Here is a 25,253-nt window from a genome sequence, read left to right as displayed (position 1 = left end):
CCCGTGCCGTTCCAGATTCCATTTTTATATCTCAAAGCATAACTAAATGACATTGAGTGAGAGCCTGCAGTTTTTTAATGTTCTAAGCTGTGCAATTTTTGGTGCCATCTCCAAGCGTGTTCAATGATCGAGCGAATGGATGAGAATTGCGGTTTCCATGTGAGAGCACGTCGGGCTCTAGCCGTATCCGCTATCAATAGATCGGGATCCCGGGTCTCCTCTCTTGTATGTGGTATGGAATGGGTTTCCTGTAAGTCTTCGTGCTTCAGCGATAATATCTAGAATGGAATATCCGGTACCGCTGCCTAAATTAAAGCTATCCGTTGGGTGTCCGTCATTCAAGGCTTCTAAGGCCTGAACATGTGCTCTTGCAAGATCGGTAACATGGATAAAGTCCCGGACACAAGTACCGTCTTTCGTATTGTAATTGTTTCCGTAAATATGAACATGAGGTCTTATCTCTGCGGCAGTATCGAGTATAAGGGGGATAAGATGTGTCTCTGGGTTATGGTTCTCACCGATATCCAAATCAGGGTCTGCGCCTGCGGCATTGAAATAACGAAGTGATATACTCTTGATCCCATAGGCCGCATCTGCGTCTGCCAGAATGGTTTCAATCATAGACTTTGAACGGCCGTAGGGATTAATAGGGCGTTGCGGATGGGATTCTGTGATGGGAGTTTCAATAGGATTGCCATAAACTGCGCACGTTGAAGAAAAAACCAGCTTATTTACGCCGATATGTTTCATAGCTTCCAGTACATTCAAGGTGCCAACTACATTGTTACGATAATAGAGAAAGGGCTTCTTGATGGATTCTCCTACATAAGCGGATGCCGCAAAATGAAGCACAGCCAGAGGCTTATACTTGCCAACGATGAACTTTAGTTTATCCAAGTCCAAAAGCTCCCCGATCTCGAGCACACCCCACTTTACGAACTCTGCGTGTCCCATACTTAAATTATCATAAACAACAACGCTGTATCCGTTCTTAGATAATTCTTTACACGTATGGGAGCCGACGAAGCCCGCCCCTCCGGTGACCAGGACCGTTCTATTTACCATACAAACTCCCTCCATTTAATGCTTTAAGTAGCGCTCGGCAGATGTCTTGCAAGCACTCTTGAGAGCTGTAATGAGATCAGCCTGCTCTTGTGTATGACCATTATTTTGAAGTATACGCAATGTATTGTGATAGATTCGTATATCCCTAATAGGATCGAGGACACTCATCAGGGTTAGCTCTGGATCCTCAACACCGTACTTTTCATAAAGTCTAGTAAAAAAGGTCTTTCCGCCGTCGGCTACCTGTTTTTTTACGGCAGGATGATCCTGATGGTAGCCAATACTTCTATCAATGTGTGCGAAAGATAATCCGTATTTATACAAACGATACCCTAGCTCCTGGTCCTCTCCTCCGTATATAAGCTTTTCGTCAAATAAACCAACCTTAAGCAAATATGCTTTCTCAACCGAAGCACAGCGGCTAATAAACATCACCCAGGGAGCGACATCCAACCGGTTAAACTCGTTATTTTCGATTCCTTGAGGAAAAAATTCGTCCCATGACCATAGAAGCGAGTTTACGATGTTAAAGTTATTGCGAATATCTTCTTGCGTAATGATCGGCGTTACTTTCGATACATGCAGGAAGCTTTCTTTCCAGAGACCGGCTTTGGTTAACAAAGATTTAAGCATCTCTTTATTGCCAGCTGCTAAATTCCGGATAAAAATTAGTAAATACACTTTTCAAAAAGCTTAATGGGCTCCCAGAAACAGCTGTTTTCGGGTACAGTTAATGGTATTTGGCATGCGTTTCTACAAAGTCGGGGGTGACCAAGAAATCAAGATCACAAAAGATGATATAGGTTCCGCGGGCTAGTTCAATACCAACATTACGGGCATGGCATCGACCTCTTGTGCTGCGGATGGTTTTATAAATAAAAGGATAGGACGGGCGGTAATTCTTTAACAGTTGATCGGTGTGATCGGTAGATCCATCGTTAATGACGACAACTTCAAATCGGCTATGATCATAGGTTTGGAGCTCGAAGCTAGTTAAAGTGAGAATTAATTCTTCGATTCGGTTATGACTTGGAATGACCACGGAAAAATCAATACCCATACAATCACCTCGTCAAATGTACTCTTGTTCTAAGAGTATTCATTTCGAAGGGGAACGCAACGGTTGTTGACCTAGTTCGATGTGATAAGCGATTAGACTATAGGGCAACTGGTGACCTGCCGTGGATAAAAATCTCATAACGAATAAGATGTAAAGCATGAGGGGCTTTTGAGATATGTAAGGGAGGGTGAACGGATGAAGGTATCGGTCATTACAGCGGTATTCAATGGAGAAGCTTATATTCAAGAAGCAATTGATAGCATTCTAGGTCAGACTTACACCGATTTGGAATATATCATCGTGAATGATGGATCAACGGATAAGACGAGGGAAATCCTCGATCGAATTCAAGACCCAAGAGTTAAAGTCATTCATCTACCCGAAAATCAAGGCGCAGCACGTTGCATGAATCTGGCTGCTTCACATGCTACAGGGGAGTGGATAGCCGTACAGGATGCAGATGATATCAGCTTGCCTCGGCGTTTGGAGCTTCAAGTTGAACATATTCGAAAGAATCCGAAGCTGGTACTAGTAGGATCGAAGATTGATTGCATTTCGGGGGACGAAGGGGGAAATTAAAATCAAAAATTGAAGCGGTAAAAAAATACTGGAATAAAAATAGATTCTCACAGAGATCAATGCGGAGGGAGATTCTAAGAGGCTGTCCGCTTTGTCACGGTTCTGTTATGTACTCGAAAGAGCACTTTGAGCGGGCAGGGGGATACAATCCCAAAATCAAGATCGCGTATGATTGGGACTTGTGGATACGGATTTTTCAACTAGGCGAGGTGGAAAAGGTACCCGAAATCTTATATGTATATCGGCTGCACCCGAAATCATTATCACACATGAGTTGGAAGGAAACCTGTAATGAGATGATGAGTATATCGGTTCGATATATAAAGGAGCTGCGTTTTCCGAATCACACTCTTCCGGTTCGCTTCGTTGTCATTGGCAGAGAAGAAGGGTGCTACCGGTTTCAGAAGCATGTAGAACTAAGGAAAAAGGTGAAAATTATTACCTATATCACCGATAACCATTACGAATATGCTTATGAATTGTATAAGAACAATAAAGCAGATGGAATTTTACTCCTGGATCATCCCCGGAAAAAAGAAATAGTGCAATTTTTGAAAGACAACGGAATGAAATATAACCACAATTATTTCCGACTTCACAGTGGAAACTTTTGATTGCATGTGGTCCCTTCCTCTTTTCTAGATCTGCCTCATAAAATGATATCATCTGCTAGAACCTCCTGCTACTATAGTAGATATATCGGAAGAACGAATTTGTTCTCAACAGGAGGCGAAAGTTTTGAAAAGATGGATGTATAGAGCCCAGTTGCAGCAAGGACTAGAGCATGAAGGTTTGCATCGCATGAAAGAAAACCACACAGCCGCAGCCTTGGCAGCAGCGGGGCTGCTCATGACGGCTGCGGGCTATTCCTGGAATCAACAATTATTCATCTATTATGAGTGTGTGGAGAGGGATATTGCACCAGAAGAGCTGCTACCTGGAATGGAGGCGTATCTCGTGGATTGGCCGGGGGGCCAGGCTCCAGCACGGAAATGGGTGCCTATGGTGGATGTATTCCACTTTAATGCTCCGGCAAGCTTTGAACACTGGATGCGCAAGGAACCAGTGGAGCGCCGTGTCGGGAGGGTGGCTCATTTGAAGCCGGACATGATCAGCAGCTATATCTACTATCATTACCAGCTCCAGGAGGAGCGGGCGTTCTTGGGTGATAAGTATGAGATCATTGCGATCCATGAGAATCTGCTCTTTGGCTATCAGGAATTCCCGAAAGTGGTGGAGGAACCGCTCCTTCCCAAGAAGCTGCATACACAGGGAACACCGGCCAACTGGAACGATTCCCGCATGGATTTGCATTTTCAGCCTTGGGACGATGGTCATTTGTATTTTAAACCGATCGAAACGGTCTTTACCTACTACAGCGGGGAAAAACGACAGGAATAGTTACTTGGGAGTAAAAAAAGGCTGCGGTCACCCGCAGCCTATTCATATTTGACGACTTTGTTTTTACCGGTGGTTTTCGCCTTGTACATGGCTTCATCCGCCTGCTTGATCAGCTCTTCGGCACTAAGCCCCTTCTTGTACTTGCTGTATCCGATGCTCGCCGTAACGATGGTTTCGCTCTCGATCCGCTTGCGGACGCGTTCGGCGAAAGCATCCATCTTGATGCCGGGATCGGTCACCATGACCACCATCTCTTCTCCGCCGTACCGTCCGGCGATGCCGTATTCTTCCACCTCATCCTTTAAGATCTGCGCCACCTGCTTGAGTACTTCGTCACCTTTTTGATGCCCTTGCGTATCGTTCAGTTTCTTGAAATTGTCAATATCGCTGAATAAAACGGAAATCGGCAGGTGCCGCTGTACATGTTGAGTGACCCGGTTATAAAAATATTTGCGGTTGTACAGCCGGGTTAATCCGTCAGTGATGGAAGAATTGTAGATCGCCTGCATCAGCTCGACCACCCGCTCAAACAGTATGAGGAACAACAAGAAGTAGTACACGATCGGAAGTACATTGTCGGCAATGGACAGCCACGCCTTCGAATCCCCGTATAAATAAGTATTCAAGAGGTGGGCTACTTGTCTGAAAAAAGACGGTGAGCGCTACCTGATATTTGATTTGCTGCCCGATGTGAGGCGGTACCATGTAGAAGCATAAGAAAATAAGCACGAATATGTACAGTTCAAGTCCGATATTTTGCAAGAGAAGGACTTGGTCGGGGGCTCCTTGATAAATCCGGGGAACATAGAAGTGCAGCATGGAGACGACAAAGCCTAAAATAATAAGTCCGTAAAAAAATACATATTGTCTTCTGCTAGTCCGATTGTAAAGCTGATAAATTCCCATATTGACCAAAATAAAAGATATGATTTTGAGCATGAGCGATATGTAAGCCGTCATACTTGTATGTATAGGGGTTAGCAGTACATACAGCTGAAACATATCATGAATGCCGAGGATGACGAGCGAGATCGTCATGGATAAGTATCCTTTTTTCCTTCTGTCCAAGAAGAGCCGCAGTGAAACGACAAAGATGAGCACGAGGATCACAAGAGTAATCGTTTGGGACAGAATAGAGGCGCTGCTGCCTGAAACGAAGTCAGAATAGGTCATGTTGTGCTTTCCTCCAAGTGTCTGAAGCTGGGTAGGTTCTACCATGTTCTATTATAAAGGAAAATGACAGATTGGGATAGAATCCGTTACAATAAGAACGAAAGCTCAAGGATTGGGAGAGGGGCTCATGCAATGAACATCTTGCAAGCTTTATTTTTTCCCCGGAACAGCCGGGCGGAGTGTCATCCATGGTTCCCTATATTTTGGAACGTTTTAATAGAAAAGGCTGGGAAATGGATTTATTCTCGCTGCCGAAGCGGATTCGGGGCAAAGGTACGGAGGAAGTGGAGTTTGCTACCTTTGATTGGCGAGAATATGCCGGACATCCTATCGTAGATAGATACATACAAACTTATAAAGATTATGTATGGTGGACCAAACTCAGAATTAAAAAGCAATATGATTTGATTCATGCCCATCATCCGATCGCGGCGCTCGTCATGAAGCAGCTGTACCCGGATATTCCGGTTATTATGACCATCCACTCCAGCTTCGAGCGGGAGCTGATATTGAACGGGCGAATTCCGGAGAACGGACCGGAGCATCAATTTCTAACTCTGATTTACGGCGAGCTGGAAGCCAAGCTGGATCAGCTGATTACGGTCTCGAATTCATTCAAGCATTATGTGTCGGACTATGTGCAGGACCCAGAACGGGTGGGCGTCATTCCCAACGGCTATGATGAAAAGCGCTTTCGTCCCATTTCCCACGAAAATAAAGTAACGCAATTTATTACCGTATGCCGTCTGGTTCCGGCTAAAGGGCTTGGATACGCTGCTGCTCGCTTGCGGAGAATTGAAAAGACGAGGGCATCCGTTTGTCCTTCATATTATTGGCGACGGCCCAAGCCGAGAAGAGCTGGAAAAGCTCGCAATCGAGCAAAATATTTATGAAGATACCATTTTTTACGGCTATATGCTGCACCCGGAGGAATTCATGCCGTTCTTTGATGTGTTCGTTCTGCCATCCAGAGCGGAGGCGTTCGGCTCCGTGTTTGCGGAAGCGGCGCTATGCTGGCTCGCTTTGATCGGAACGAATGTTGGAGGGATCGCCGAGCAAATCGAACACGGTCATAACGGACTGCTCGTTCCTGTAGGTGATGCCCATGCGTTAAGCCAAGCGTTAGAGAAAGTCATCATTGATCCGACCTATCGCTACAATATGGCGCGTGCCGCTTGGGATAAAGCGAAGAAAACCTACTCGCTGAACCGAGTGCTCCAACAGTTGAAAGGCGTATATGAGCTGTACCGAGTGAAGAAATCATAGCAAACTGACATACAACCGGAAGAAAGGCGGTGCAATCATGAAGAGATTGCGGTTTCTGCATGCCGCCGATCTGCATCTGGATAGCCCGTTCAAAGGTATGAACCAGATTCCCGCAACCGTTCGCGAGCGTGTGCGGGAATCTACTTTTGAGGCTTTAAGCCTACTTGTGAACTTAGCTATTCAAGAGCGGGTCGATTTTATCGTAATAAGCGGGGATGTGTACGATCTGGCGGATCGTTCCCTTCGCGCTCAAATTCGATTTCAAAAAGCATTGCGTCATCTGGCGGAGGAAGGAATTCCCGCTTATATCGTTCATGGCAATCATGACCCCGAGGATGGACGCGCAGCGAAGCTACAATGGCCGGCTGCCGTCCATTTTTTTGCATGCGACCGGGTAGAAACCGCCGAGGTGGTAAAGCCGGGCCGCGGCGTCATTGCTCACATTCACGGCATCTCCTATGCAACTGCTGCGGTTACCGAGAATTTGGCGCAGCGCTTCCGTGCAAAGGCAGAGGACATCTGCCAGATTGGACTGCTTCATACCAATGTCGATGGCGATGCTTCACATGACAATTATGCGCCCTGCAGCAAATCCGATCTGCTCGCAGCCGGGATGCATTACTGGGCGCTTGGTCATGTACATACCCGCGAAGTGCTGAATGAAAGTCCGGCCATCGTATACCCGGGCAATCTTCAAGGGCGCAGCATTCGCGAAACCGGCCCTCGCGGCTGCTACATCGTGGACATACAGGAAGACGGTCGAGCGGAGCTCACCTTTCACGCGCTGGACCAAGTGCGTTGGTTCCGAGAGTCTTTGTCCGTCGCGGGTATGCAGACGGAGCAAGAACTTAAGGACCGGCTCGGGGAGCTCCTCGAGCGGGTAAGGGCGGAAGCGGACGGCCGTGACGCCGTCGTTCGCATCGTGCTGGAAGGCCGTGGTCCCGTGCACGGCCTGCTGCGAAGGGGGCGGGCGCTGGACGAGCTGACCGCCGAGCTGCGGGAGGACGAAGCGGAGCGCAGCCGCTTCGTCTGGATTGAATCAATCGAGGACCGCACAGGGCGGGGAGCTCGATCTACATGCGCTGAGGCAGCAGAAGAGCTTTCTTGGCGATCTGCTGCGCCTTTCTGAAGAGCTGCGCGCCGATAGCGCAGCGCTCAGCGGTTTCGCAGCCGAGGCGCTGGCTGCGCTGCAGGGCTTGCCGCAGACAGCCGGAGGCCCGGCTGCGCGAAGCCCCGAGCAGCTGCGCGAGTGGCTGCGCGCTGCGGAAGAGCTGGCCGCGGACCTGTTATCCGCGGATGGGGGGTGGGATGGATGAGAATCATCTCCATCCATGTGGAAGGCTTCGGTGTCCTCCGGGAGAGGACACTGTATACGAACGGCCCGCTTACGCTGTTCTACGGCGCCAACGAAGCGGGCAAAAGCACGCTCATGGGCTTCGTGCGTGCCGTGCTGTTCGGCTTCCCGGCGAGGTCGAGCCGGGCCGAGCGCTATGAGCCGCAGGGCGGAGGCGCCCACGGCGGCTGGCTGACCCTGGAGAACGAGCAGGGTCAGCAGATCCGCGTCGAACGGTACGACGCGCCGGCCGCAGGCGGCAGACGCGCCTCGTCCGGGCGCGTTCTAGTTACGCTCCCCGACGGTACGACCGGGGGAGAAGAGCTGCTCAGCACGCTGCTGGGCGGCCTCTCGGCCGACCTCTTCCGCAGCTTGTTCGCCTTCGGGCTGACGGAGCTGCAGGAGCTTCGCACTCTGCAGACGGAAGAGCTGAGCGGCTATCTGTACAGCGCCGGTCTTGGCGTAAGCGGCTCCGCGATCATGGACGCGCAGCGGAAGCTGGCGGCGCAGGCGGAGAGCCTGTACAAGCCCCGCGGTCGCAATCAGGAGATCAATGTTCTCCTGAGGGAGCTTGAGGGGCTGGAGCAGGCGCTGCGCCGCAGCCGGGACCAGGCAGCCGACTATGATCGGCTGCAGGAGGAACGCCGCTCGGCGGAGGAGCGCATCGCTGCCGCTGAGCGGCAGCTGGAGGCGCTGCGCGCCGAGCAGCGCTGGCTGGACCTGGCCGGGAAGGCTCGAAGCGGATGGATCCGCTTGAAGAGAATCGGCCAGGAGCTTGCGGCGCTGCCGCAGCCCGGCGGCTTCCCGGAGCAAGCGTCCGCGAGGCTGGATGCGCTCGAAGCGGAGCAGGAGCGCATCCAGAGCGAGCTGGCGCGCGCAGCCGTGAAGCAGCGCGCGCTGCAGGAAGAGCTGGCCGGCCTCGATATCCGGCCGGAGCTCTTGGCGCATGCGACAGCGCTGAATGCGCTGCTGGAGCAGCTCCCGGTCTATGATGAACAGCTGCGAACAGCTGCTCAATTGGACGTGGAGCTGGAGCATCTGCAAGAGAAAGTGGGCAGCATGCTGAAGCATATCGATGCGGAGTGGACGATGCAGATGTTGGAAGCATTTCCCGTTTCGATTTCACTTAGGAACAAATCCGTTCCTTTCAAGGAAGGCTGCAGCAGCTGTCCATGAAACGGCAGCAGAAGGCAGCTGAACTCGGTGGGCTGCAGCTGCAGATGCGAAGAGAGCAAGAGTTGATTCAGGCTCTGGAGATAGAATTGAAGAAAAAAGGAATTCCCTTGGTTTCAGCCGATTATGGTCTTGAGAACGATGAAATGGCCGTACTGCAGCATCTAGCAAAAGATTACTCCCGCTGGCGGATGTTGATGAAGGACGCCGAGCATCAGCAGGAACGGGAAGCGGACAGGCTGCAGCATCTTCGCATGGCGGAGGAGCTTTCAGTGCAGGGGAAAGTTAAACTTAGGCAAATGCTACTTCGATTGTCTTTCGCTGCTGCGGTGATGGCGGTGCTGCTGCCCTTATGGTTAATTCTGGAGGGGGATATTGCCGCAGGAGCTATTGCGTTCTTGCTTCTTGCTGGGGGTTCCGTCTATTTATGGATCGCCAGCCGCCCCGAAGCGAAGAAGAGGTCCTCCCGATCACTCGCTTTATCCAGCGTCGAGTCACGAGGGGGGCCCGGCTCGGAGCTTGGCAGGCTGAACGACCAGCTGACGGACTTGGAGGCAAGACTGCGCGAGCAAATTGAGAAGCAGCTGTCCGGCCAGGCAGATTCTTCAAGGCTGTCCAGACACTCAGGGTTACCTGAGTCTGAGCTGTCCGAACAGCCAGGACAGTCAAGATTGTCCGGCCAGGCAGATTCTTCAAGGTTGTCCAGACACTCAGGGCTACATGAGTCTGAACTGCCCGAACAGCCAGGACACACGGGGAGCTCATTGACGAACTCACGGCTCTCCAAGCTTTCCGTTCAGGAGGCAGCAGCAGCTGCTGAAGGCGCGAGTCCGTTAATTGGCATCGTTGATGCCGCCAGGAGCGGTTCAGCTACAAGCCGATACACAGGTAACGGCACGAGAAGCACTGACACCAGTACCAGCAGCAGCAGAGGTACCTCGACATCGCCATTCTCGGCCTTTCTTCGTGAGTTTGAGCCCCAGCTTGATGCTTGGATCAGAGAAGCGGAACAGAAGCAGCGATTAAGCGGAGAGCTGAAGCTCAAGGCGGAAAAGCTAGCGGATTCGCGTCATGAGTGGCACATTCTTGCCAAACAGGAGGAGCAGCTGCTCCATGATTTGCGAGAGTACGATTTGATGACCGATGCCGTGCAGGATCAGTGGAAGCAGTGGCTAAGAGGACGCGATTTGCATGAGGAGCTTTCTCCTGAAGCGGCGCTGGAAACCGTGCAAGCTGTTGAACAGGGACACGAGCTGCTCCGCCAGCTGCGTAAGGCAGAAGGAAAGCGCGAGCAGCTTGGAAAGCTTATTCAGCAGTTTGAAGATGATGTGATGTCCTGCTTGCAAGTACAGCCGCAACAGAAACGCGATTTCCCCCTTCTCCTTAAGCGGTGGAAAGAAGAAGAGCGAGAGCAGCGCAAGCTTCTCTCCCATAAAGAGCAGTTTTTGCTTTTGCTTTCGGAGAGCAGTGAGCAGTACAAGGTGCTGGAACGGCAGCTTGAACTCGTCCAGGCGCGTATCGATGCCCTGCTTCAGGAGGCGTCTTCTGAAAGCGGCGAGCAGCTGCGCTCTCTGCAGAGGAAGGTGGAGCGGTATGCCGCTCTGCTTCAGGAGCAAGCTGCTGCCGAAGAATTCCTTGAATCATTGGCAGGAGGCAGCCACGTAACAGAGCTCACGGGCATTCTTGAATCACAAGGCGAAGAGGAGCTGGAGACGAGCAGGCAGCAGCTGGAGACCCGAGCGGCTCTTCTGCATGAAGAATGCAATACCCTCAGAGAAAGTCTAGGCCAATTAGCAGCTGAAATCAGCGCCTTGGAACAAGGTACAGCGCAAGCCGACCGACGGCTGCAGGCGGAAACGGTGCGAAGCTCAATGGGGCGGCTTGTGGACCAATATGCCGCTGCCTCGTTCGCGTCGCTTTTGATCAAGAAGGCACGCGATGTGTACGAGCGGGAACGCCAGCCCGATGTGCTGCTCAGAGCCGGCGCTTATTTTGCCATCATGACGGATGGCAAATACCGCTGGATCAAAGCGCCTTTCGGCGAGCAGAGGCTGGTCGCTGTCAGAGAGAGCGGTCAAGCGGTAGATACGAGTCAGCTAAGCAGGGGAACGGCTGAACAGCTCTATCTCTCTATGAGATTCGCACTCGCAGAGGAATATGCGGGCAGGGTCGTGCTGCCTCTGGTCATGGACGACATTCTGGTTAATTTCGATGAGAAAAGGATGGAGAGCTGCTTGAAGGTGATTGAGGAGCTGAGCCGCCGTCACCAGATTCTCCTTTTCACTTGCCACAGTCATGTCCGGGATGCGGCGGCAAAGCTCATTGCTACTTGTCAACTCATTGATCTCTAAATGTATGAAACCTGATTGAGAAGCAGGAGCATCGAATTTGACACATAAGATTATGAATGAAATTTCGGAGAACCGAGGTGAAGGACGATGGAATCCGGTCCGGAAAAAAGAAAAGAACCAAGAGAGATTACGTATCAGGTAGGCTGGAAAAAGGGCAAGATCGCTTATCAAGAGGAATCTGTACGGGAGGACTCGAAGGAAGATAAGCAGCTAGATCAATCGCACGCCCAAGCTGCGCACATACGGCTGCTGACGTTATGGAAAGCGGCTCCTTCCTTGCCGGAAGGCATGCTGCTTCCACTGCTCTACGGGTTGCCTCTTGTCTTATTCATAGCTACACTAATTCTTGTATATGAGTTAAGGGGGCCATCTTAATGTATGGATTTCTGGCAGTTTTCGGAGGGATGCTGGGGTTGTTTATCACAGGTGTGGCGGTATACACGGCCTGGTTGATCCACCAGCTTTGGAAGCAGCAGGCCGCTGCTCCCAAGCCTTCCAGTCAAACGCAAATTGCTGCGCAATATTTATCCAGATGGACATTTCTCGATTTCGCTACCGTAGGTGTATTTATCATCGGTATGCTGCTGCTGCTTGCTGAATTAGTAGCCGTCCTTCGGGACAAGGCGGCGCTGGAGAATTTCCATTTTGCCTATTTATTATCCGGCATTCTTCTCTCTTTCATGGGTATGCTGCTTTTGGTTGTCCGTCTGCTTGTCGTTCTTGGTTTCAAACAGCCGTCCGTGTCAAGCAGTGCGGTTTCGCCAGACCATCATGACCAGCCAAACCATGCTGATTAGGCCGAAAATGGGATAGAGTGCAGAAAGCAGTGCTTTAAATCCGATCAGGCTCACACAGTAGCTGAGAGCGAGAATTCCCATGATCAGCACGTTAGGACGGATATTCATGCGCTGTTGAAGCTGCAGGGACAGCCCGTAGGCATCCGCGATGAAGGTTGTAAATATTTCACCGTAGATCACGAGGATATAGGCGACTTGCGGAACGGACCCCAGCTTCGTAATGATATGTCCCATGGGGATTTCATAGTGGGCGATTCCAGGCATTTGCGCCGCTAGGGAGTAGTGTGCGGCTAACAGAAGCAGACCGATGCCGGCTCCGCCTAGAAGTCCGCCCCATACCAGCACGGTTTTGTTGGCAACTGCGGCACCCATGGGGACAAGGACGGCTTGCGCCATTGCCAGATTAAATGCGGTATAGAGAATCGGCGCCGTCCATACCTTTAGAAGTGAATGCTGGGTAGGGGCCGTAATCCAATTGGATGAGTCCGGCGAGTGCGACGTATAAACAACGAGTACAAGGCTAAAGAAAAGCATGATAGGAACCACGATCGAATTGACGGTCATAATGGCTTGTATGCCTTTGGAGAGGATAATATAGGCTAGCACGAGCGTGATGAGCAGGCCGATTTGATAGGGCAGATGAAGCTGTTCCTGAAAAATCGTGCCTCCGCCAGCCAGCATGACCGTTGTAATTCCGAACAAGACAAGCATGGTAAAAAGACTGACCCATCTGCCTGCTTTTTTACCGAACAGCAGGTTATTCAAATCCTCATACGAGGCTGCTTTGACCTCATGCGCCATCAGCATCAGCTTAATGCCAAGACCTATGAAGAGAAGGGTAGACAATGCGATGGTCACGGAGGCCATCCATCCATACCGGGTGAAGAATTGCAGGATCTCCTGACCGGAAGCGAATCCTGCTCCAACGATCGTTCCGATATACGTAAAAGCAACCCGCATGATTGCAAGCCCTGTTCGCATTTGTTGCTCCACTCCCTGTCCTTTGATATAGTACAAGGTATGTTCTTGTTGACACAAGCATGACTGGAACTTGGGGTCAAGCCCTCAATTTGTAGGTCTAATATGAATACAGTTTCTTGGATTCTGTTCGGGAGTGTGTCTGCGTGCAGCAAACCATGTTTGAGTTTATTAATCATTACGGATACTTTGCGCTGTATATCCTGCTCTCTGCGGGTATCGTAGGAGTGCCTGTGCCTGATGAGACCCTAATGGCCATTGTTGGCTCCCTGACGGCGCCTGGAGGGCCTTTTCGATTCACTACTGCACTTATGGTCATTTATGCGGGCACCATGACAGGTATGATCGTCAGCTATACGCTGGGACACCGTGTCGGCAAGCCGCTGCTGTACCGCTATGGCAAATGGTTCAAGCTGACGCCGGGGCGTATTGAACGTGCGGAGGGCTGGTTCAAAAAGTACGGTTTGTGGACGGTGTTTTTCGGCTATTTCGTGCCGGGGGTGCGTCATTTTACCTGTTACTTGTCAGGCGTGAGCGGTGTGAAATTTTACAAGTATTTGCTTTATGCGGGCACAGGTGCCATGCTTTGGTGTACGACGTTTTTGACACTTGGGCACTTTATTGGGCGTAATTTGGAAGGGATCTTTCATTTGCTTCACCGCTACATGGGGATGAGCTTCCTGGTTCTTGCCGTTTTTGCCGGCATCGGTTGTTACATCTATCTACGATTACGTAAACGTCGGACGGTATAGTCTGTTCAACATAAAAGCCTTCAAATCCGCTTGCGTGGAAATGAAGGCTTTTTTTGCTAACGATCAGCAAACAGCTTAATCGATTGGATTGTGTTTTCCTTTGGGTCGATATCGAGTTTAAGAATCGTACCTTGTGCTTTATAAGAAAGAACGAACGTCGTGTTCGTGTCAGGCTTCCCTAATATAGCCACTGCATCTTCGATTTTTGTCCTAACCGCACGCCGCGGAGACCAGGATCAATATCTTCGGAATGAATATCGACAAACTCCAGCTCATTCTTCTGGTTGAAGCCTATCGAAAAGTCCTGATAATCATAGACATCTACAGGATCTTCATCCTCATCCATTACGAATTGTTTCTTCGCTTTTCCAAACCTATCCAAGACTTTATCTTTCGCAGCTCCCAGCTTAAGACCCATAAGTGTCGGCTTCTCCTGCTGGTAGGCATCTTCCTCGTCAATTTTCGGCTTAGGTGTAGGTTTAGCGGTTGGTGCTGCAGGCTTGCCTAGGGTCGGGTCGTCGCTTTTCACACTGTTGGCTACCTGAGCTTCATGCTGACTCTTATCCTCTACAGGTGTAGATGTCGGCTCCGGAGACGGGTTGCTAATGGTCGGGGGTGTCTGGATTGCTGCCATAGACTGACCTTGGGAGGTAGTCTGTACAGGCGATTGAACAATCGGAACAGATGACTTTTGGCAGCCGGATAACAGCATTGCAGAGAATGCGATTGGCATGCAGCTAAGAACTATAACCTTACATTGCTTGTTCATCGTCATCTTTCCTTTCTTTCTAAGTTCTACTTATAGAAGCACAACATTACTTATCATAATGTTTTGGTCTTTCAATCTCAATCGTCAAATGAGCGCAAAAAAGTAGGATTTTTACTTGAAAACGGACGATTTTCATTTTCACGATCGTGTTTTCATCGCAAAGGTAGTCCTTTTAGAGACTTATATCATTATAGACAGTTTGAAATGGGAAAAAGTTTCACTTCTATGGTCCTATTTCGGAAAATTGGGACTTGAAACCTAGTTGATCAATATGGTAATTTACTCATAATACACTGGTATGGAGGGTTACATATGGAATTACTGAAGCAGCGGATCTTAGAAGTAGGTGTCGTCGTATCGGATCAAGTATTAAAGCTGGACGCCATCTTGAATCATCAGGTGGATCCGGTGCTGATTATGGAGATGGGTAGAGAGTTCGCTAGGCTGTTCCGCGAGACAAGACCGGATAAGGTACTAACTGTAGAGTCCTCGGGGATTCCAATCGCCTTTGCAACAGCTCTTCATCTAGAGGTTCCAATGATATTTGCCAGACGCAAAAAGACGCTCACGATGGACCAGGATACCTACAGTGAACGCGTCCCTTCATTTACCAAAGGAATCGTAACGGATATTATGGTATCATCTCACTTGTTGCACAAAGGGGAACGAGTCCTGCTGATTGATGATTTTATCGCCAATGGTGATGCTGCTCGCGGTTTGATTCGAATTATTGAAAAAGCCGAGGCAGAGCTGGTAGGTGTAGGCATTGCTGTAGAGAAGCTGTTCCAGGCAGGCGGTAAATCGATTCGCGAGCGCGGTATTCGCGTGGAATCACTGGCTCGAATCTCATCGCTGGCTAACGGCCAGATCGCGTTTGACTAATTTTTCATAAGGATAATGCCTTCCCTGTAAGCGAATTTTCCTTTATAATGATTACATGGTATGAGAGGAGGCTGACATCTATGGGTATTGAAAATGGTTCCGCCGAATATTTTATGACCAAGTTGGCTGAGGCTAAGAATCACTTTGAACGTGCTCTCGATTGTAAGCATACAGAGTTCGATGATCTGTATCCCTATATGATTGAACACCCTCAATTTTTCTGGTACAAACGCTATGTAGCTTGGTCAGAGCTGCTGACAATCGTTAAGCTGTGTACGGAATTGTCTATGGAGTGGGAGCAGCAGTTCTCCGCTCAGCAAGTCGAGTACATTAAGAAACGAGTCATGTCCAGTAAGGTCCTTGATTTCTGGTTTGAAACCAATGATTCCAAGGAACATGTAAGCTAATTGATGAACGGATTTACCTTATAAAAAGACTTTGGTCCTTCTGGGATCAAAGTCTTTTGTTTTGCTTGCATCTGCAAGTTTGATCTGCGGAAAAATTCATGTATGCTAGTAATGGCAGCTTCTAGGCCCGAAAGCTTTGATGCTAGTTCATTTTTGGAGGTATGATTGGGAATGATTTCGGATGATCAATTGGATACATACAGAATCGAGAATATCGTATTGCGGGTGGTACGTGATGTGAATCCGGCCAACGATGTCAAGGGAATCGTAGTAGCTTGGGATGACGAAAGTGTGTTGATTCGCAAACAAAACAGGCGTGTAGTCAAGCTGGGACGCGGCTATGTCTATCAGCCTTTTACGGACCCAAGACCCCCTGAATACATGCTTCCCCAAGAGTCGGCCGTATTAGAGGATGAGGAGTAACGTGCATGCGCTCGGTCGGGAGCCCGCTGGAATGATGAAACATCATTTGCACATACCATTACCGGGCATAAATTTAAAAAGAATCAGTTCCTCTCGCGGAGAGTATCTCATAGCCCAAAGTGAAGCACCTTTGTACACGTTGAATTCCTCGCCTTGGGGGGCGGATTTGGCTATCACCGCACTTTAATTAACAGACAGGTGGACAAGCATTATCAAGCCGAGGATCCCGTGGGCGAGATGAACGAATTTCTTACGTTAGAGGGGTTCAATCCTCAGGACTGTGCAAGTATGTTAACCGCGGCCTATGTAAAACAAGCAGGTTGCTTTACTTTGAGCACCATTGATATTGAAACGGACCGAACTGTGCAGTCGGTTTCCGATGAGGATAACAGGCTTCAGGTAACTTCGTGTGTAACCTCCGGATTCAGCAATAAAGCACGGGCAGGCAGTAGGACTGGGAATGATTTGTACCCAGGAACGATTAATATTATGGTAATTGTGAATGGTTGTATGACCGACGCTTGTATGGCCAATGCCATCATAACCGCTACAGAAGCCAAAACAGCAGCGCTTCAGGATCTAGGCGTTACATTAGACAACGGAAAGTCGGCAACGGGCACTACTACGGATGCAGTTCTTATCGCAGCGACAGGGCGTGGCAGAGTGTTACATTATGCGGGCACAGCCACTCAGCTAGGTTACTTGCTAGGCAAAACGGTATACGATGGCCTGATAGCTTCTGGTCGGCTGTGTATATGACTATTGCCCTGGTCTTGTAAGGAGATAAGTGACCAGGGCGTCTTGGTCATATGAAGCTGATCAGTCTCACTCTATGTTCTTCTAAACAGACCATAAGCAGCTGCGGCAGCAGGTACATCTGCAGTTAAATCATCGTCAGAATCAATTTGGTTGGCGGGATCATGCACGATAGCTTGCGCCTCGCCTTCTGTTAGATCCCTTTGATTCCCCGTGAATTTTGGTTCTAGGGCGTCAATTTCTTTTTGATCCATGGGTTGTCTACCTCCTTTTTGTGTTAGGTTTTGCTGCTAGTGGGTGAAGTATGCAGCCATCGATCATTTGGATTTGACTTCATATAGGTTGCATGATATATTTGATTTTGTCACTACGACAAGCGGTCGTGGCGGAATTGGCAGACGCGCACGGTTCAGGTCCGTGTGGGCTAACCCCCGTGGAGGTTCGAGTCCTCTCGACCGCATACTCAAAATAGACCTTTCAGAACATCATTTCTGAAGGGTCTATTTTATTTTGAAACGCGTTAAAGCCGAATTTCGTATGGGATGAAGAGTTTACTCTATTCCGAGGTGATGCTCATGCTAGTACGCCGCAAGAACCCTTCGCAACGTAACCGTAGGTGGTTTAAACGTTTTCAAGACATTGAAATGGAAGCTATCGGAGAAATGATTTCGGAACTACTGGTTCGGGGAGGCTTCAGGCTCATTACTGCGATAGTCAAAGCACTCATGCATGGCTAACGGGATGTGATAGCTGCTAAGCCCCGCCAACCTGAATTCTGAATTCATGCTTTGGGTAGCTACTTACATGAATTCTGGATATAATGCATAGTATAGGTTGTACAAAATTTAACTAGTAGGAGTTGAAAGTCATGGAAAGAACGATAACAGCTTCTCATACAGGCAGTTTTGCTCATGTACTACAGACGTTTGCCATATCGCTGCTGGTTTCCTTCATCGGCATGCTCATAGGCGCTATGGTCGTGCCGCCGCAGATGATCATGCTGTTTGTAGTTGCTGAACTTGGGATGCTCGTGGCAGCATTCGTCATTCGAATTCGCGGCCGACATATCGGCTATGGCTTCCTCTATGCCTTCACCGCGATATCAGGCGTGACGCTGTATCCGGTCATTATGAACTATGGTAGTTTGCTGGGTGCTAACCTTGTATCTGGAGCTTTCTTAGCTACTGCCGCCATATTTGGGGGGCTTGCTCTCTACGCACACCGTTCTAAGAGAGATTTTAGCTTCTTAGGTGGCTTCCTATTTGCCGCTACAATCGGTCTAGTGATCATGAGCTTAGTAAACCTCTTTTTCACCTTCGGTTCGGCGATGAGCATAGTGTGGTCAATGATCGGCATTCTTATTTTTAGCGGATGGATCCTTTACGATGTATCTCAATATCGAGATGGGGTTGCAGCTGAGGAAGTTCCCCTTGCGGCGCTGAACATTTACCTGGATTTCATCAATTTGTTCTTGTATATTCTGCGCTTCATCGCTTCTATTGCAGGAGCAAGCAGAGATTAGTTCATCTGTAGAAGCACCTTCTTATTGTGCCATCGTGTACAACCAAGAAGGTGCTTTTTTTCATTCTATAAATGTGTGTCCGACTCGGGAGGACCGTTTAGTGGAGCCGGCTCAAAGTAAGCCTTGTCGCCTCGGAAGTTTCGGTTGATTTCCAGCATGGCCTGAATCATTTCTATCACTTCAGCATGATTGAGCTGAATCGACACGGGGGAGGAGGGATCTTGAGCAGCAAGCTTAATCTCCATAATTTGATTTTCCGTGTTCATCTGAATATCCATTCTATCCGTGTGCAGCATTGGTTTCCACATTCTAGCAAACACCTCTTCCAAATCTATTTGTTCTAGTATATGCAGGACAAAAAAGAATAGAAGCCGAAATTGGCTCCTATTCTTGTCTGCGGATTCAATGTTTACCTTCATTCATTTGCCTCTGTGCTTCGCCTTGGCTTTAAGCCGGGCCATTTCACGTTTCATCTCCTTGGCTGCTTCGCGCTGCTCGCGGGAGACAACTTTACGTTCCTTTTTCCGATGCTCAAGCTCAAGCTTTAGCGCCTCCTGGGCTGCCGAAGATACGCCTCTACGTTCCAGTTCCTTCGCGGCGAGGCGCGCGATCCGTTTGGGATTCAACTTGCGCTCCGAGAGCGGAGCAACCTCTGTTGACCTCTGGACGCGTTCCAGCCAAGCGGTCATTTTGGTATTCACGAAGTCTAGGACTTCAGCATCGTAAGGCTCTGAACCAAATACGTAGCGGACAGCCCGCAACCTGCCGTTTCGCTCTTCTTCGACGACGCCGACCCAGAATGGTTGTTCAAAAAATACCGTTAATTTCATAGGTATTCCCCTCCTGATTACATATCGCGATGGACATCCCGAGGGGGGAAGGATACGACATAGTGCGTCCGCTATGCATCCGGACTACCAACCGGACCGTGTTTTTTCGCTTGTTCTATTATACGGGACGGAGCGGAGGCCTGCCAACAGGCACAATATTCAATCCCGCGGCAACCCCCAAGAGGTGTCGAAGTGAATGTAGAGAAGGTGAGGATTGAAACTGGATTTCTTTTCTAGACAAGCACTTTTTTGGCTCCCAGTTTCATACAATTTATTGAGACTTCAGGGTGAAGGGGAGATGACCTATGGCGGCGTGCAGCACATGGACATATAAAGGTATTTCGTCTTCGGTATTTAAAGGACTTCAGAGTGTAGGAAGAAAGCAAGGCTTTTCCATCCCGAATGCGCCTTCAGGTAAATTCAACATATCGGTAGCAGGCTTGAATGTAGGCTTTCAATATGCGTGGGATATGAACAGCCAAACACTGCTGCTGCAGTGTGTCAACAAGCCCATGCTGCTTGGCTGCGGCACGATTAAATCGTTCGCCGATAAGATCGTAACCGAAAGCGGTGGCAAAATAGCTTAAGCATCCAGCCTCTGCCTGTCCGACCAGTTTAATCCTTTATTTCCTAGGTAATAATGAGAGGAAAAGGGAAGGACAGGTGGCGGAATGGCGAAAAGCGATGATCTTGTCAAATTTATTACGCAGCAGGTTATTACTTACATAGAAACGCCCAAAGATGTACGCAGACAGGTCAGAGCCAGCAGTAAAGAACAAAGGGAAGCCTGGCAGACTCGTTGGTTCGGAATGATCCCTTTATCAACAAAAATGCTTATAGACCAAACCAAATCTATTAAGCAAGCCCTACGAAGGCTAAAATCCTGATGATAGAATCACCTCCTGTCTATCTTGTACTTTTTGATAGATGTAGGAGGTTTTTTTTATTTAAGCCGCGAATGATAATACGATTCAATGATGGGAGGGGTATTGAAGCATGAAGCTGGAACGCGGGGACAAGCTCGTCATGATTGGCGATTCGGTTACGGATTGTGAGCGGGCAAGGCCTGTTGGACAAGGATTGTTTGGGGCATTGGGCAAAGGCTACGTCTCGTTAGTCGACGGTCAATTGAATGCACTTTATCCGGAATTAGGCCTGAAAGTGATCAATGTCGGCACAAGCGGAAATACTGTTCTGGATTTGAAAAAGCGGTGGCAGACGGATGTCGTTGATTTGAAGCCTGACTGGGTGTCCGTGATGATCGGGATCAATGATGTATGGCGGCAATTTGATTCACCGCATCAGCCCGAGTTAATGGTTGATCTGGAGACCTATGAATCTACACTGAGAGAATTGGTTCAAGCGACGAAGCCGCAGGTTAAGGGCATGGTCCTCATGACTCCGTTCTACATAGAGCCTAATCCGCAAGACGCTATGCGCAGCAGAATGGACCAATATGGTGAAGTCGTCAAAAGGATTGCCCATGAGACCGGGTCGGTCATGGTGGATACACAAGCGGCATTTGAGCCGGTGCTGAAATCTTACTATGCTGCTTATCTGGCATGGGACCGTGTCCATCCGAATCATGTGGGGCATACGGTGCTCGCGAATGCTTTCCTGCGTGGAATCGGTTTTCAGTGGAACTGAGCGAGATGAGAGCTGACTATACGGTCGTGACAAAACGTCGATCATGACTCCATAAAACCTCAAAAGCCCTTGAAGTCTGCGTGACGAACGCGCTTCAAGGGCTTTGCTTCTTTTCATGCTATTAGATTGAGCTAAGAGAAATGTGTCCTTGGCGGACGGCATTATGGAGCAGGATAAACCGCGGCCCCTCTTGATCAACAATGAGGTATGGCTCTTCGGAGTCCCACTGCCGGTAGCCTAGCACAGCAAGGGGTATGGTAACCTGATGATCATAGAGCTCTGCTACATAAGTAAGCTTAGACTGCTGATCCAGTTGGTTCTGGAGGTCTTTCAGCTCTGTTATCGCTAGAGGCTCTCCGACAATCCATGACATGTTTTCATAGGGATCAAAGCTCGGTACCCGTCTTTCTTGAATGGAGCCGTTCAGCGAGGTTCCCGTTCTTAGCTCTGCGGCGAGTGAGCTTGATGCGGGATCTTCATGTATAGGCAGCAGCTCGCCAGTCTTGGCATCTACATAATAGGTTTGGTCAGGAAGCTGTACTTTCCATACCGATGTGAAACCATCCATGTATAACCGTTCTTTAGTTATCATGCCGCTCTCACTGAACTGCATGAAGCTGATTGTGGGAGGTATAAGTTCTTGCTGTATCAACGTGCGATACAGCGTATTCAAGCTGAATAAGGGTTGATCTCCGCTGCCGTATTCGGTCAGTTGGAGAGAGCCGTTTTCCGCGGCGCTGATGACCATGTAACCGACTTCCTGTTGGCCGCTGTTTAAGATAACCACCCAGCCGTGTGTGCCTGGTCCAAGCGGATATTGTTTCCATGCAGCATCCTTCCAGCTCTCAAAGCCTTGCTCCTTCGACAGTTCCATTTGCCATTTGTTGACGGTGTTCGTAAACGCAGCTTCGCTCGACACAGCGGGATTGTTTTCTTGCATTCCTGCGGAATTCTGTTCGGGATCGGCTTCTGCGCGGTTTGCAGGATCACTGGGTATAGATGCCTCATTGATCTCATTTACAAGAACACGGGGTGCTTGTTCCTCAGTGTATTTGCTGCTTTGAATCAAGCTTGTCCGGCTTGCATCATCCGTTGCCGAGCTGCGGACAGGGGCTTGCAAGAGGCCGCCTATGCCAATCAGGCAGGCTGTCGTCCATATTAGCCATTTCATCTGGAATCGTTCACCTACCTATCTGTAACCTATCAAGATATGCTTTATTTTAATAGATATGCGTTAAAAAGAATGTTAGAACCTGTAGCGATGTATTTGAAAGGTTTTAGCGACTGGCGTCAATTTCTGGTTGCTCTGCCTGAGTTCAGGTGAAACAATCCGCAATTGATGACAGAAACGACGATTCTTGGCTTATATTGCCAATCAATTTCCTGCAGACGGTTGCGGCATTGAAGCTCGATCTCGGGGCGCTGCTCAGGTTCGGCACTGAGCAGTAGTCCATCATAGTACGATTCGACACGGTTAATTTCGCTGCGGTGCTGATCATTCGCTTCAGCGGCCCATGTATGGTCGTAGCGGCTGATTTTGCGTTCTAGAAGCATCTCGAGCGCATTGACGGCCTTAGGGATTGTGAGAGTATCGGGCAGCATTTGGCAGCCGATGGGCAGCTTGGGCGAGAGACTCTTGTTCAGCATCTGCTTATGAAAGTTTTCCCGGATTTCGCCGCTGTTGAGCTGAATGCCGAGCGAGTGAATCTCACTGCGTTTGCGGTCGCAGGCCAGCTCTACCTTGTAATTCACGCAAAACCAGCGGTCATAGATGAGCGCTTGCGACGAAGGAGCCTGCATCGGGAATGGCTCTTCAAATAAATGAACGAACCTTCCGCGTTGTCTGACAATGCCGAAGAGCTGCTCCAGTCTGCGGCTCCCGAACGTGAGTTCATCCTGCGGGACGCGGGCTGTAACAGCCGTCGGAACGAAGCCGAAATATCGGCCGAGGATGCTCTCGGAGCCTCCCCTGCGCAGCACCTTCTGCAGGCGGAGCGGGTGCAGCTGCAGGGGTGACCGCTTGCGGCTTAGGCTTTGCTTCCGCTTTCATCTGTTCCGGGTCGAAGATGAATTTGTAAGTCATCGTCTCCGCTTGAGCGCCTGTTCGTTCCACAAAGCTCCAATAATAAGGCCTGCCGGTCAATTCCTTATCTGCTTCAGGTGAAAGCTTTACGGTGACGTAAGCGGGTGTCTTTTCCATAATGGTGCAGTCGTAAGCTTCTAGAAATCTCATGACGAAAGTATGGATGTTTCGTTTGTTCATGGTCTGACCTCGATGTTGTGGCTGCCTACGGCATCCAGTATAGCGGCGAGAGGAGCGCCGTCGCTCTCAACTTCGCTTTGAATTTCGGAGAAGGAAGAGCCCAACTCATCTAGCTTTCTTCGAATATCCTCCTGAGAGCCGGACTCCATAACCATGCGGAATAAGGAGGACTCTAGAGAGCCTTTTTCTCAATCCGCTCCAGAATCGTATCCAATTGTCCAATCACCATTTCAAACATGTTGATCTTCTCATGCAGCAAAGACAAAATATGCTCTTCAATGGTATTGCGGGTTGATAGGTTGTAAATGTTGACATCATGTGTTTGCCCGAGCCTGTGGACGCGGCCGATCCGCTGCTCTACACGCATCGGATTCCATGGAAGATCGAAGTTGATCATGTTGTGGCAGAATTGCAGGTTGATACCCTCACCGCCTGCTTCCGTAGCGACAAGGACCTGGGCGCGGTTGCGGAACAAGTCCATCATCCAATCCTTTTTGCCGCGATTCATGCCGCCTCGATAAGGAACGGCTGTGATTTTCTTTTCCTTCAAATAATTCATTAAGTATTCCTGGGATGCGCGGTATTCGGTGAAAATGATGACCTTCTCCCCGATATCCTGAATGAGCTCGACCGTCTTCTCCGCTTTGGAATTCGCCTTGATGCTGCGTATGAGCTCCACAAGCTCCCAGATTTTCGCTCGTATCGGCGAATCTTCAGCTGTCTTTTTAAATAAATTCACGAGTGTTATAAAGACAGCATCCCGTGAGCTGCAGACCTCCCTCTGAAGCGTCAGCAAGGACAGCATGCTGGTCGCGTCCCCCTTGCTTTCTTGATAGCGGGAGCGAACGAACTCCGTTACACCGTCGTAGAGCGCCTGCTCGTCCGGAGAAAGGGTGAGCGGTATATTCTTAACCACACGCTTTGTATACTGCAGTCCGCCGTCACCGCGACGGTTGCGGATCATGACCTTAGACAGCTCCTGCTGCAGGAGACCTTCATTCTTCGGCATCCGTTTTCCGACGACAAAGTTGGATTTGAAGCTGCTTTGCCCCCCGAGCTGACCCGGCTTGAGGAGTGTAATAAGGTTGTAAAGCTCTTTCAGATCGTTCTGAACCGGTGTAGCGGTTAACAGCAGGCAGTATTTTTTTCGAAGACCGTTGACAAAGGTGTAGTTCGTCGTTTTCTTATTTTTGAGCTTGTGTGCTTCGTCGACAATGAGCATGTCATATTCAAGCCCCATGACGATATCACGGTGCGGATCTCGTTTGGCTGTTTCCATAGAAGCGACAACAATATCGCAGTTCTCCCACATGTAAGCTTTCTTTTGCGCGGCTGCCGGGATGCCGAATTTGGTGTTCAGCTCTCTGACCCACTGCAGGACGAGAGAAGCGGGGACGAGGATCAGCACCTTTCGCACCAAGCCGCGAATCATGTATTCCTTCAGAATCAAGCCAGCCTCGATTGTTTTACCCAGCCCGACCTCATCGGCCAAAATCGCGCGGCCTCTCATTTCGTTCAGAACTCTCTTGGCCGTTTGAAGCTGATGCGGCATCGGTTCGAGCTGTCCCAGATGGACAAGGCATTGAAGCTCGTCGAAGCTCGGAATTAAAGCGGATTCCTCCGACTCATACGCAAGCTGATATAGCGTCCAGTCGTCCCAGGGGCCGCCTCCCCGGATGCGACTCTCTAATTCCGTAGACCATTCCCGGTCAAAATGCATATGAAGATGATCATGAATGGGGCGAATGTTCTCTTGCTGTTCATTCTGACGCATAGGCGTGCCTCCTTATGATCGTGCGAATACGTGTTAGTATGTCCGCTTTTGA

The 25,253-nt window shown here is 49.4% G+C and carries 30 protein-coding genes, 1 tRNA gene and 2 pseudogenes; 19 read left to right on the top strand and 14 right to left on the bottom strand.

Translation table 11 applies throughout. The annotated features are described in order from the left end of the window. Positions 1–177: 177 nt before the first annotated feature. The 3 genes from galE to L0M14_RS17190 all read right to left on the bottom strand — a co-directional run bounded on the left by galE (position 178) and on the right by L0M14_RS17190 (position 2,125). Entirely contained in the window at positions 178–1,065 is an 888-nt protein-coding gene (galE, locus tag L0M14_RS17200) for a UDP-glucose 4-epimerase GalE (protein ID WP_235117889.1), read from the bottom strand. Between the two features lie 15 nt (positions 1,066–1,080). Next, positions 1,081–1,698 (bottom strand): glycosyltransferase family 2 protein, encoded by a 618-nt coding sequence (locus L0M14_RS17195; protein ID WP_235117888.1) that lies wholly within the window; start codon positions 1,696–1,698, stop codon positions 1,081–1,083. A 97-nt stretch (positions 1,699–1,795) separates the two neighbouring features. Beyond that, positions 1,796–2,125, bottom strand: coding sequence for a glycosyltransferase family 2 protein (locus L0M14_RS17190; protein ID WP_235117887.1), 330 nt, complete (start codon positions 2,123–2,125; stop codon positions 1,796–1,798). Between the two features lie 195 nt (positions 2,126–2,320). Here L0M14_RS17190 and L0M14_RS17185 point away from each other — a divergent pair, with 195 nt between their 5' ends. From L0M14_RS17185 to L0M14_RS17175, 3 genes are all read left to right on the top strand, one after another. Next, positions 2,321–2,704: a glycosyltransferase family 2 protein gene (locus L0M14_RS17185; protein ID WP_235117886.1), complete on the top strand. Its 384-nt coding sequence runs from the start codon at positions 2,321–2,323 to the stop codon at positions 2,702–2,704. Positions 2,705–3,000: 296 nt separating this feature from the next. Then, positions 3,001–3,318 carry a thioredoxin domain-containing protein gene (locus tag L0M14_RS17180; protein WP_235117885.1) on the top strand — a complete coding sequence of 106 codons (318 nt, stop codon included), beginning with the start codon at positions 3,001–3,003 and terminating at the stop codon, positions 3,316–3,318. 124 nt (positions 3,319–3,442) lie between these two features. Beyond that, entirely contained in the window at positions 3,443–4,105 is a 663-nt protein-coding gene (locus L0M14_RS17175; RefSeq protein ID WP_235117884.1) for a hypothetical protein, read from the top strand. 38 nt (positions 4,106–4,143) lie between these two features. Here L0M14_RS17175 and L0M14_RS17170 read toward each other — a convergent pair whose 3' ends face one another. Then, a complete protein-coding gene (locus tag L0M14_RS17170) occupies positions 4,144–4,614 on the bottom strand; it encodes a GGDEF domain-containing protein (RefSeq protein WP_235117883.1) in 471 nt (156 codons plus the stop codon). A 16-nt stretch (positions 4,615–4,630) separates the two neighbouring features. After that, complete coding sequence (locus L0M14_RS17165) at positions 4,631–5,278, bottom strand: hypothetical protein (protein WP_235117882.1); 648 nt, start codon at positions 5,276–5,278, stop codon at positions 4,631–4,633. A gap of 132 nt (positions 5,279–5,410) precedes the next feature. On the opposite strand from L0M14_RS17165, the pseudogene L0M14_RS17160 reads away from it, so the two are divergent. From L0M14_RS17160 to L0M14_RS17135, 6 genes and pseudogenes are all read left to right on the top strand, one after another. After that, positions 5,411–6,544 (top strand): annotated as a pseudogene (locus L0M14_RS17160) (glycosyltransferase family 4 protein). Positions 6,545–6,581: 37 nt separating this feature from the next. Beyond that, positions 6,582–7,673, top strand: a complete 1,092-nt coding sequence (locus L0M14_RS17155) for a metallophosphoesterase family protein (RefSeq protein ID WP_235117881.1) — start codon at positions 6,582–6,584, stop codon at positions 7,671–7,673. A 183-nt stretch (positions 7,674–7,856) separates the two neighbouring features. Continuing rightward, positions 7,857–9,053, top strand: a complete 1,197-nt coding sequence (locus tag L0M14_RS17150; protein ID WP_235117880.1) for an AAA family ATPase — start codon at positions 7,857–7,859, stop codon at positions 9,051–9,053. Further along, positions 9,050–11,401 (top strand): AAA family ATPase, encoded by a 2,352-nt coding sequence (locus tag L0M14_RS17145; protein WP_235117879.1) that lies wholly within the window; start codon positions 9,050–9,052, stop codon positions 11,399–11,401. Before L0M14_RS17150 ends, L0M14_RS17145 begins: the two co-directional genes overlap by 4 nt. Positions 11,402–11,488: 87 nt before the next feature. After that, positions 11,489–11,776, top strand: a complete 288-nt coding sequence (locus tag L0M14_RS17140) for a hypothetical protein (protein WP_235117878.1) — start codon at positions 11,489–11,491, stop codon at positions 11,774–11,776. Beyond that, complete coding sequence (locus L0M14_RS17135) at positions 11,776–12,198, top strand: hypothetical protein (protein ID WP_235117877.1); 423 nt, start codon at positions 11,776–11,778, stop codon at positions 12,196–12,198. The genes L0M14_RS17140 and L0M14_RS17135 overlap by 1 nt, the downstream gene beginning before the upstream one ends. Here L0M14_RS17135 and L0M14_RS17130 read toward each other — a convergent pair. Continuing rightward, positions 12,145–13,179: a YkvI family membrane protein gene (locus L0M14_RS17130; protein WP_235117876.1), complete on the bottom strand. Its 1,035-nt coding sequence runs from the start codon at positions 13,177–13,179 to the stop codon at positions 12,145–12,147. The two genes, L0M14_RS17135 and L0M14_RS17130, sit on opposite strands and share 54 nt — an antisense overlap. A gap of 143 nt (positions 13,180–13,322) precedes the next feature. On the opposite strand from L0M14_RS17130, the gene L0M14_RS17125 reads away from it, so the two are divergent. Beyond that, positions 13,323–13,928 carry a DedA family protein gene (locus tag L0M14_RS17125; protein ID WP_235117875.1) on the top strand — a complete coding sequence of 202 codons (606 nt, stop codon included), beginning with the start codon at positions 13,323–13,325 and terminating at the stop codon, positions 13,926–13,928. 178 nt (positions 13,929–14,106) lie between these two features. Here the strand turns inward: L0M14_RS17125 and L0M14_RS17120 are convergent, their stop codons facing one another. Further along, positions 14,107–14,697, bottom strand: a complete 591-nt coding sequence (locus L0M14_RS17120) for a hypothetical protein (protein ID WP_235117874.1) — start codon at positions 14,695–14,697, stop codon at positions 14,107–14,109. Between the two features lie 312 nt (positions 14,698–15,009). Between L0M14_RS17120 and L0M14_RS17115 the strand changes: the two genes are divergently transcribed. The 4 genes from L0M14_RS17115 to L0M14_RS17100 all read left to right on the top strand — a co-directional run bounded on the left by L0M14_RS17115 (position 15,010) and on the right by L0M14_RS17100 (position 17,168). After that, entirely contained in the window at positions 15,010–15,579 is a 570-nt protein-coding gene (locus L0M14_RS17115; protein ID WP_235117873.1) for a xanthine phosphoribosyltransferase, read from the top strand. A gap of 80 nt (positions 15,580–15,659) precedes the next feature. Then, positions 15,660–15,986, top strand: coding sequence for a hypothetical protein (locus L0M14_RS17110; RefSeq protein WP_235117872.1), 327 nt, complete (start codon positions 15,660–15,662; stop codon positions 15,984–15,986). Positions 15,987–16,157: 171 nt separating this feature from the next. Beyond that, on the top strand, positions 16,158–16,409 hold the full coding sequence (locus tag L0M14_RS17105) for a hypothetical protein (RefSeq protein ID WP_235117871.1): 252 nt from the start codon (positions 16,158–16,160) through the stop codon (positions 16,407–16,409). A gap of 198 nt (positions 16,410–16,607) precedes the next feature. Beyond that, positions 16,608–17,168 (top strand): adenosylcobinamide amidohydrolase, encoded by a 561-nt coding sequence (locus tag L0M14_RS17100; protein ID WP_235122939.1) that lies wholly within the window; start codon positions 16,608–16,610, stop codon positions 17,166–17,168. Between the two features lie 71 nt (positions 17,169–17,239). Here L0M14_RS17100 and L0M14_RS17095 read toward each other — a convergent pair whose 3' ends face one another. Further along, positions 17,240–17,419 carry a hypothetical protein gene (locus L0M14_RS17095; RefSeq protein WP_235117870.1) on the bottom strand — a complete coding sequence of 60 codons (180 nt, stop codon included), beginning with the start codon at positions 17,417–17,419 and terminating at the stop codon, positions 17,240–17,242. Between the two features lie 122 nt (positions 17,420–17,541). Here L0M14_RS17095 and L0M14_RS17090 point away from each other — a divergent pair. After that, positions 17,542–17,625: transfer RNA gene (locus L0M14_RS17090), tRNA-Leu, on the top strand. Between the two features lie 408 nt (positions 17,626–18,033). Continuing rightward, positions 18,034–18,687 carry a Bax inhibitor-1/YccA family protein gene (locus L0M14_RS17085; protein ID WP_235117869.1) on the top strand — a complete coding sequence of 218 codons (654 nt, stop codon included), beginning with the start codon at positions 18,034–18,036 and terminating at the stop codon, positions 18,685–18,687. Between the two features lie 65 nt (positions 18,688–18,752). On the opposite strand, the gene L0M14_RS17080 is transcribed toward L0M14_RS17085, so the two are convergent. Further along, positions 18,753–18,995 carry a hypothetical protein gene (locus L0M14_RS17080; RefSeq protein ID WP_235117868.1) on the bottom strand — a complete coding sequence of 81 codons (243 nt, stop codon included), beginning with the start codon at positions 18,993–18,995 and terminating at the stop codon, positions 18,753–18,755. 111 nt (positions 18,996–19,106) lie between these two features. Further along, complete coding sequence (locus L0M14_RS17075; protein WP_235117867.1) at positions 19,107–19,517, bottom strand: YjdF family protein; 411 nt, start codon at positions 19,515–19,517, stop codon at positions 19,107–19,109. Between the two features lie 305 nt (positions 19,518–19,822). Between L0M14_RS17075 and L0M14_RS17070 the strand changes: the two genes are divergently transcribed. From L0M14_RS17070 to L0M14_RS17060, 3 genes are all read left to right on the top strand, one after another. Beyond that, complete coding sequence (locus tag L0M14_RS17070; RefSeq protein ID WP_235117866.1) at positions 19,823–20,104, top strand: hypothetical protein; 282 nt, start codon at positions 19,823–19,825, stop codon at positions 20,102–20,104. 84 nt (positions 20,105–20,188) lie between these two features. Continuing rightward, positions 20,189–20,404, top strand: a complete 216-nt coding sequence (locus tag L0M14_RS17065) for a YqzE family protein (RefSeq protein ID WP_235117865.1) — start codon at positions 20,189–20,191, stop codon at positions 20,402–20,404. Between the two features lie 109 nt (positions 20,405–20,513). Then, complete coding sequence (locus L0M14_RS17060) at positions 20,514–21,164, top strand: SGNH/GDSL hydrolase family protein (protein ID WP_235117864.1); 651 nt, start codon at positions 20,514–20,516, stop codon at positions 21,162–21,164. Between the two features lie 121 nt (positions 21,165–21,285). On the opposite strand, the gene L0M14_RS17055 is transcribed toward L0M14_RS17060, so the two are convergent. The 4 genes and pseudogenes from L0M14_RS17055 to L0M14_RS17045 all read right to left on the bottom strand — a co-directional run bounded on the left by L0M14_RS17055 (position 21,286) and on the right by L0M14_RS17045 (position 25,201). Continuing rightward, positions 21,286–22,335 carry a hypothetical protein gene (locus L0M14_RS17055; RefSeq protein WP_235117863.1) on the bottom strand — a complete coding sequence of 350 codons (1,050 nt, stop codon included), beginning with the start codon at positions 22,333–22,335 and terminating at the stop codon, positions 21,286–21,288. 119 nt (positions 22,336–22,454) lie between these two features. Next, positions 22,455–23,144 (bottom strand): YqhG family protein, encoded by a 690-nt coding sequence (locus tag L0M14_RS17050; RefSeq protein WP_260115363.1) that lies wholly within the window; start codon positions 23,142–23,144, stop codon positions 22,455–22,457. Continuing rightward, the gene (locus tag L0M14_RS31120; RefSeq protein WP_260115362.1) at positions 23,056–23,427 is read right to left on the bottom strand and encodes a YqhG family protein; all 372 of its coding nucleotides are present in this window, start codon (positions 23,425–23,427) and stop codon (positions 23,056–23,058) included. Before L0M14_RS31120 ends, L0M14_RS17050 begins: the two co-directional genes overlap by 89 nt. Beyond that, positions 23,424–25,201 (bottom strand): annotated as a pseudogene (locus L0M14_RS17045) (DEAD/DEAH box helicase). Before L0M14_RS17045 ends, L0M14_RS31120 begins: the two are co-directional and overlap by 4 nt. Positions 25,202–25,253 lie beyond the last annotated feature (52 nt).

It is taken from the genome of Paenibacillus hexagrammi, assembly GCF_021513275.1.
In the GTDB taxonomy this organism is placed as follows: Bacteria; Bacillota; Bacilli; order Paenibacillales; family NBRC-103111; genus Paenibacillus_E; species Paenibacillus_E hexagrammi.
The sequence above is the reverse complement of the archived record's forward strand: the minus strand, read 5'-3'. Positions and strand labels throughout refer to the sequence as shown.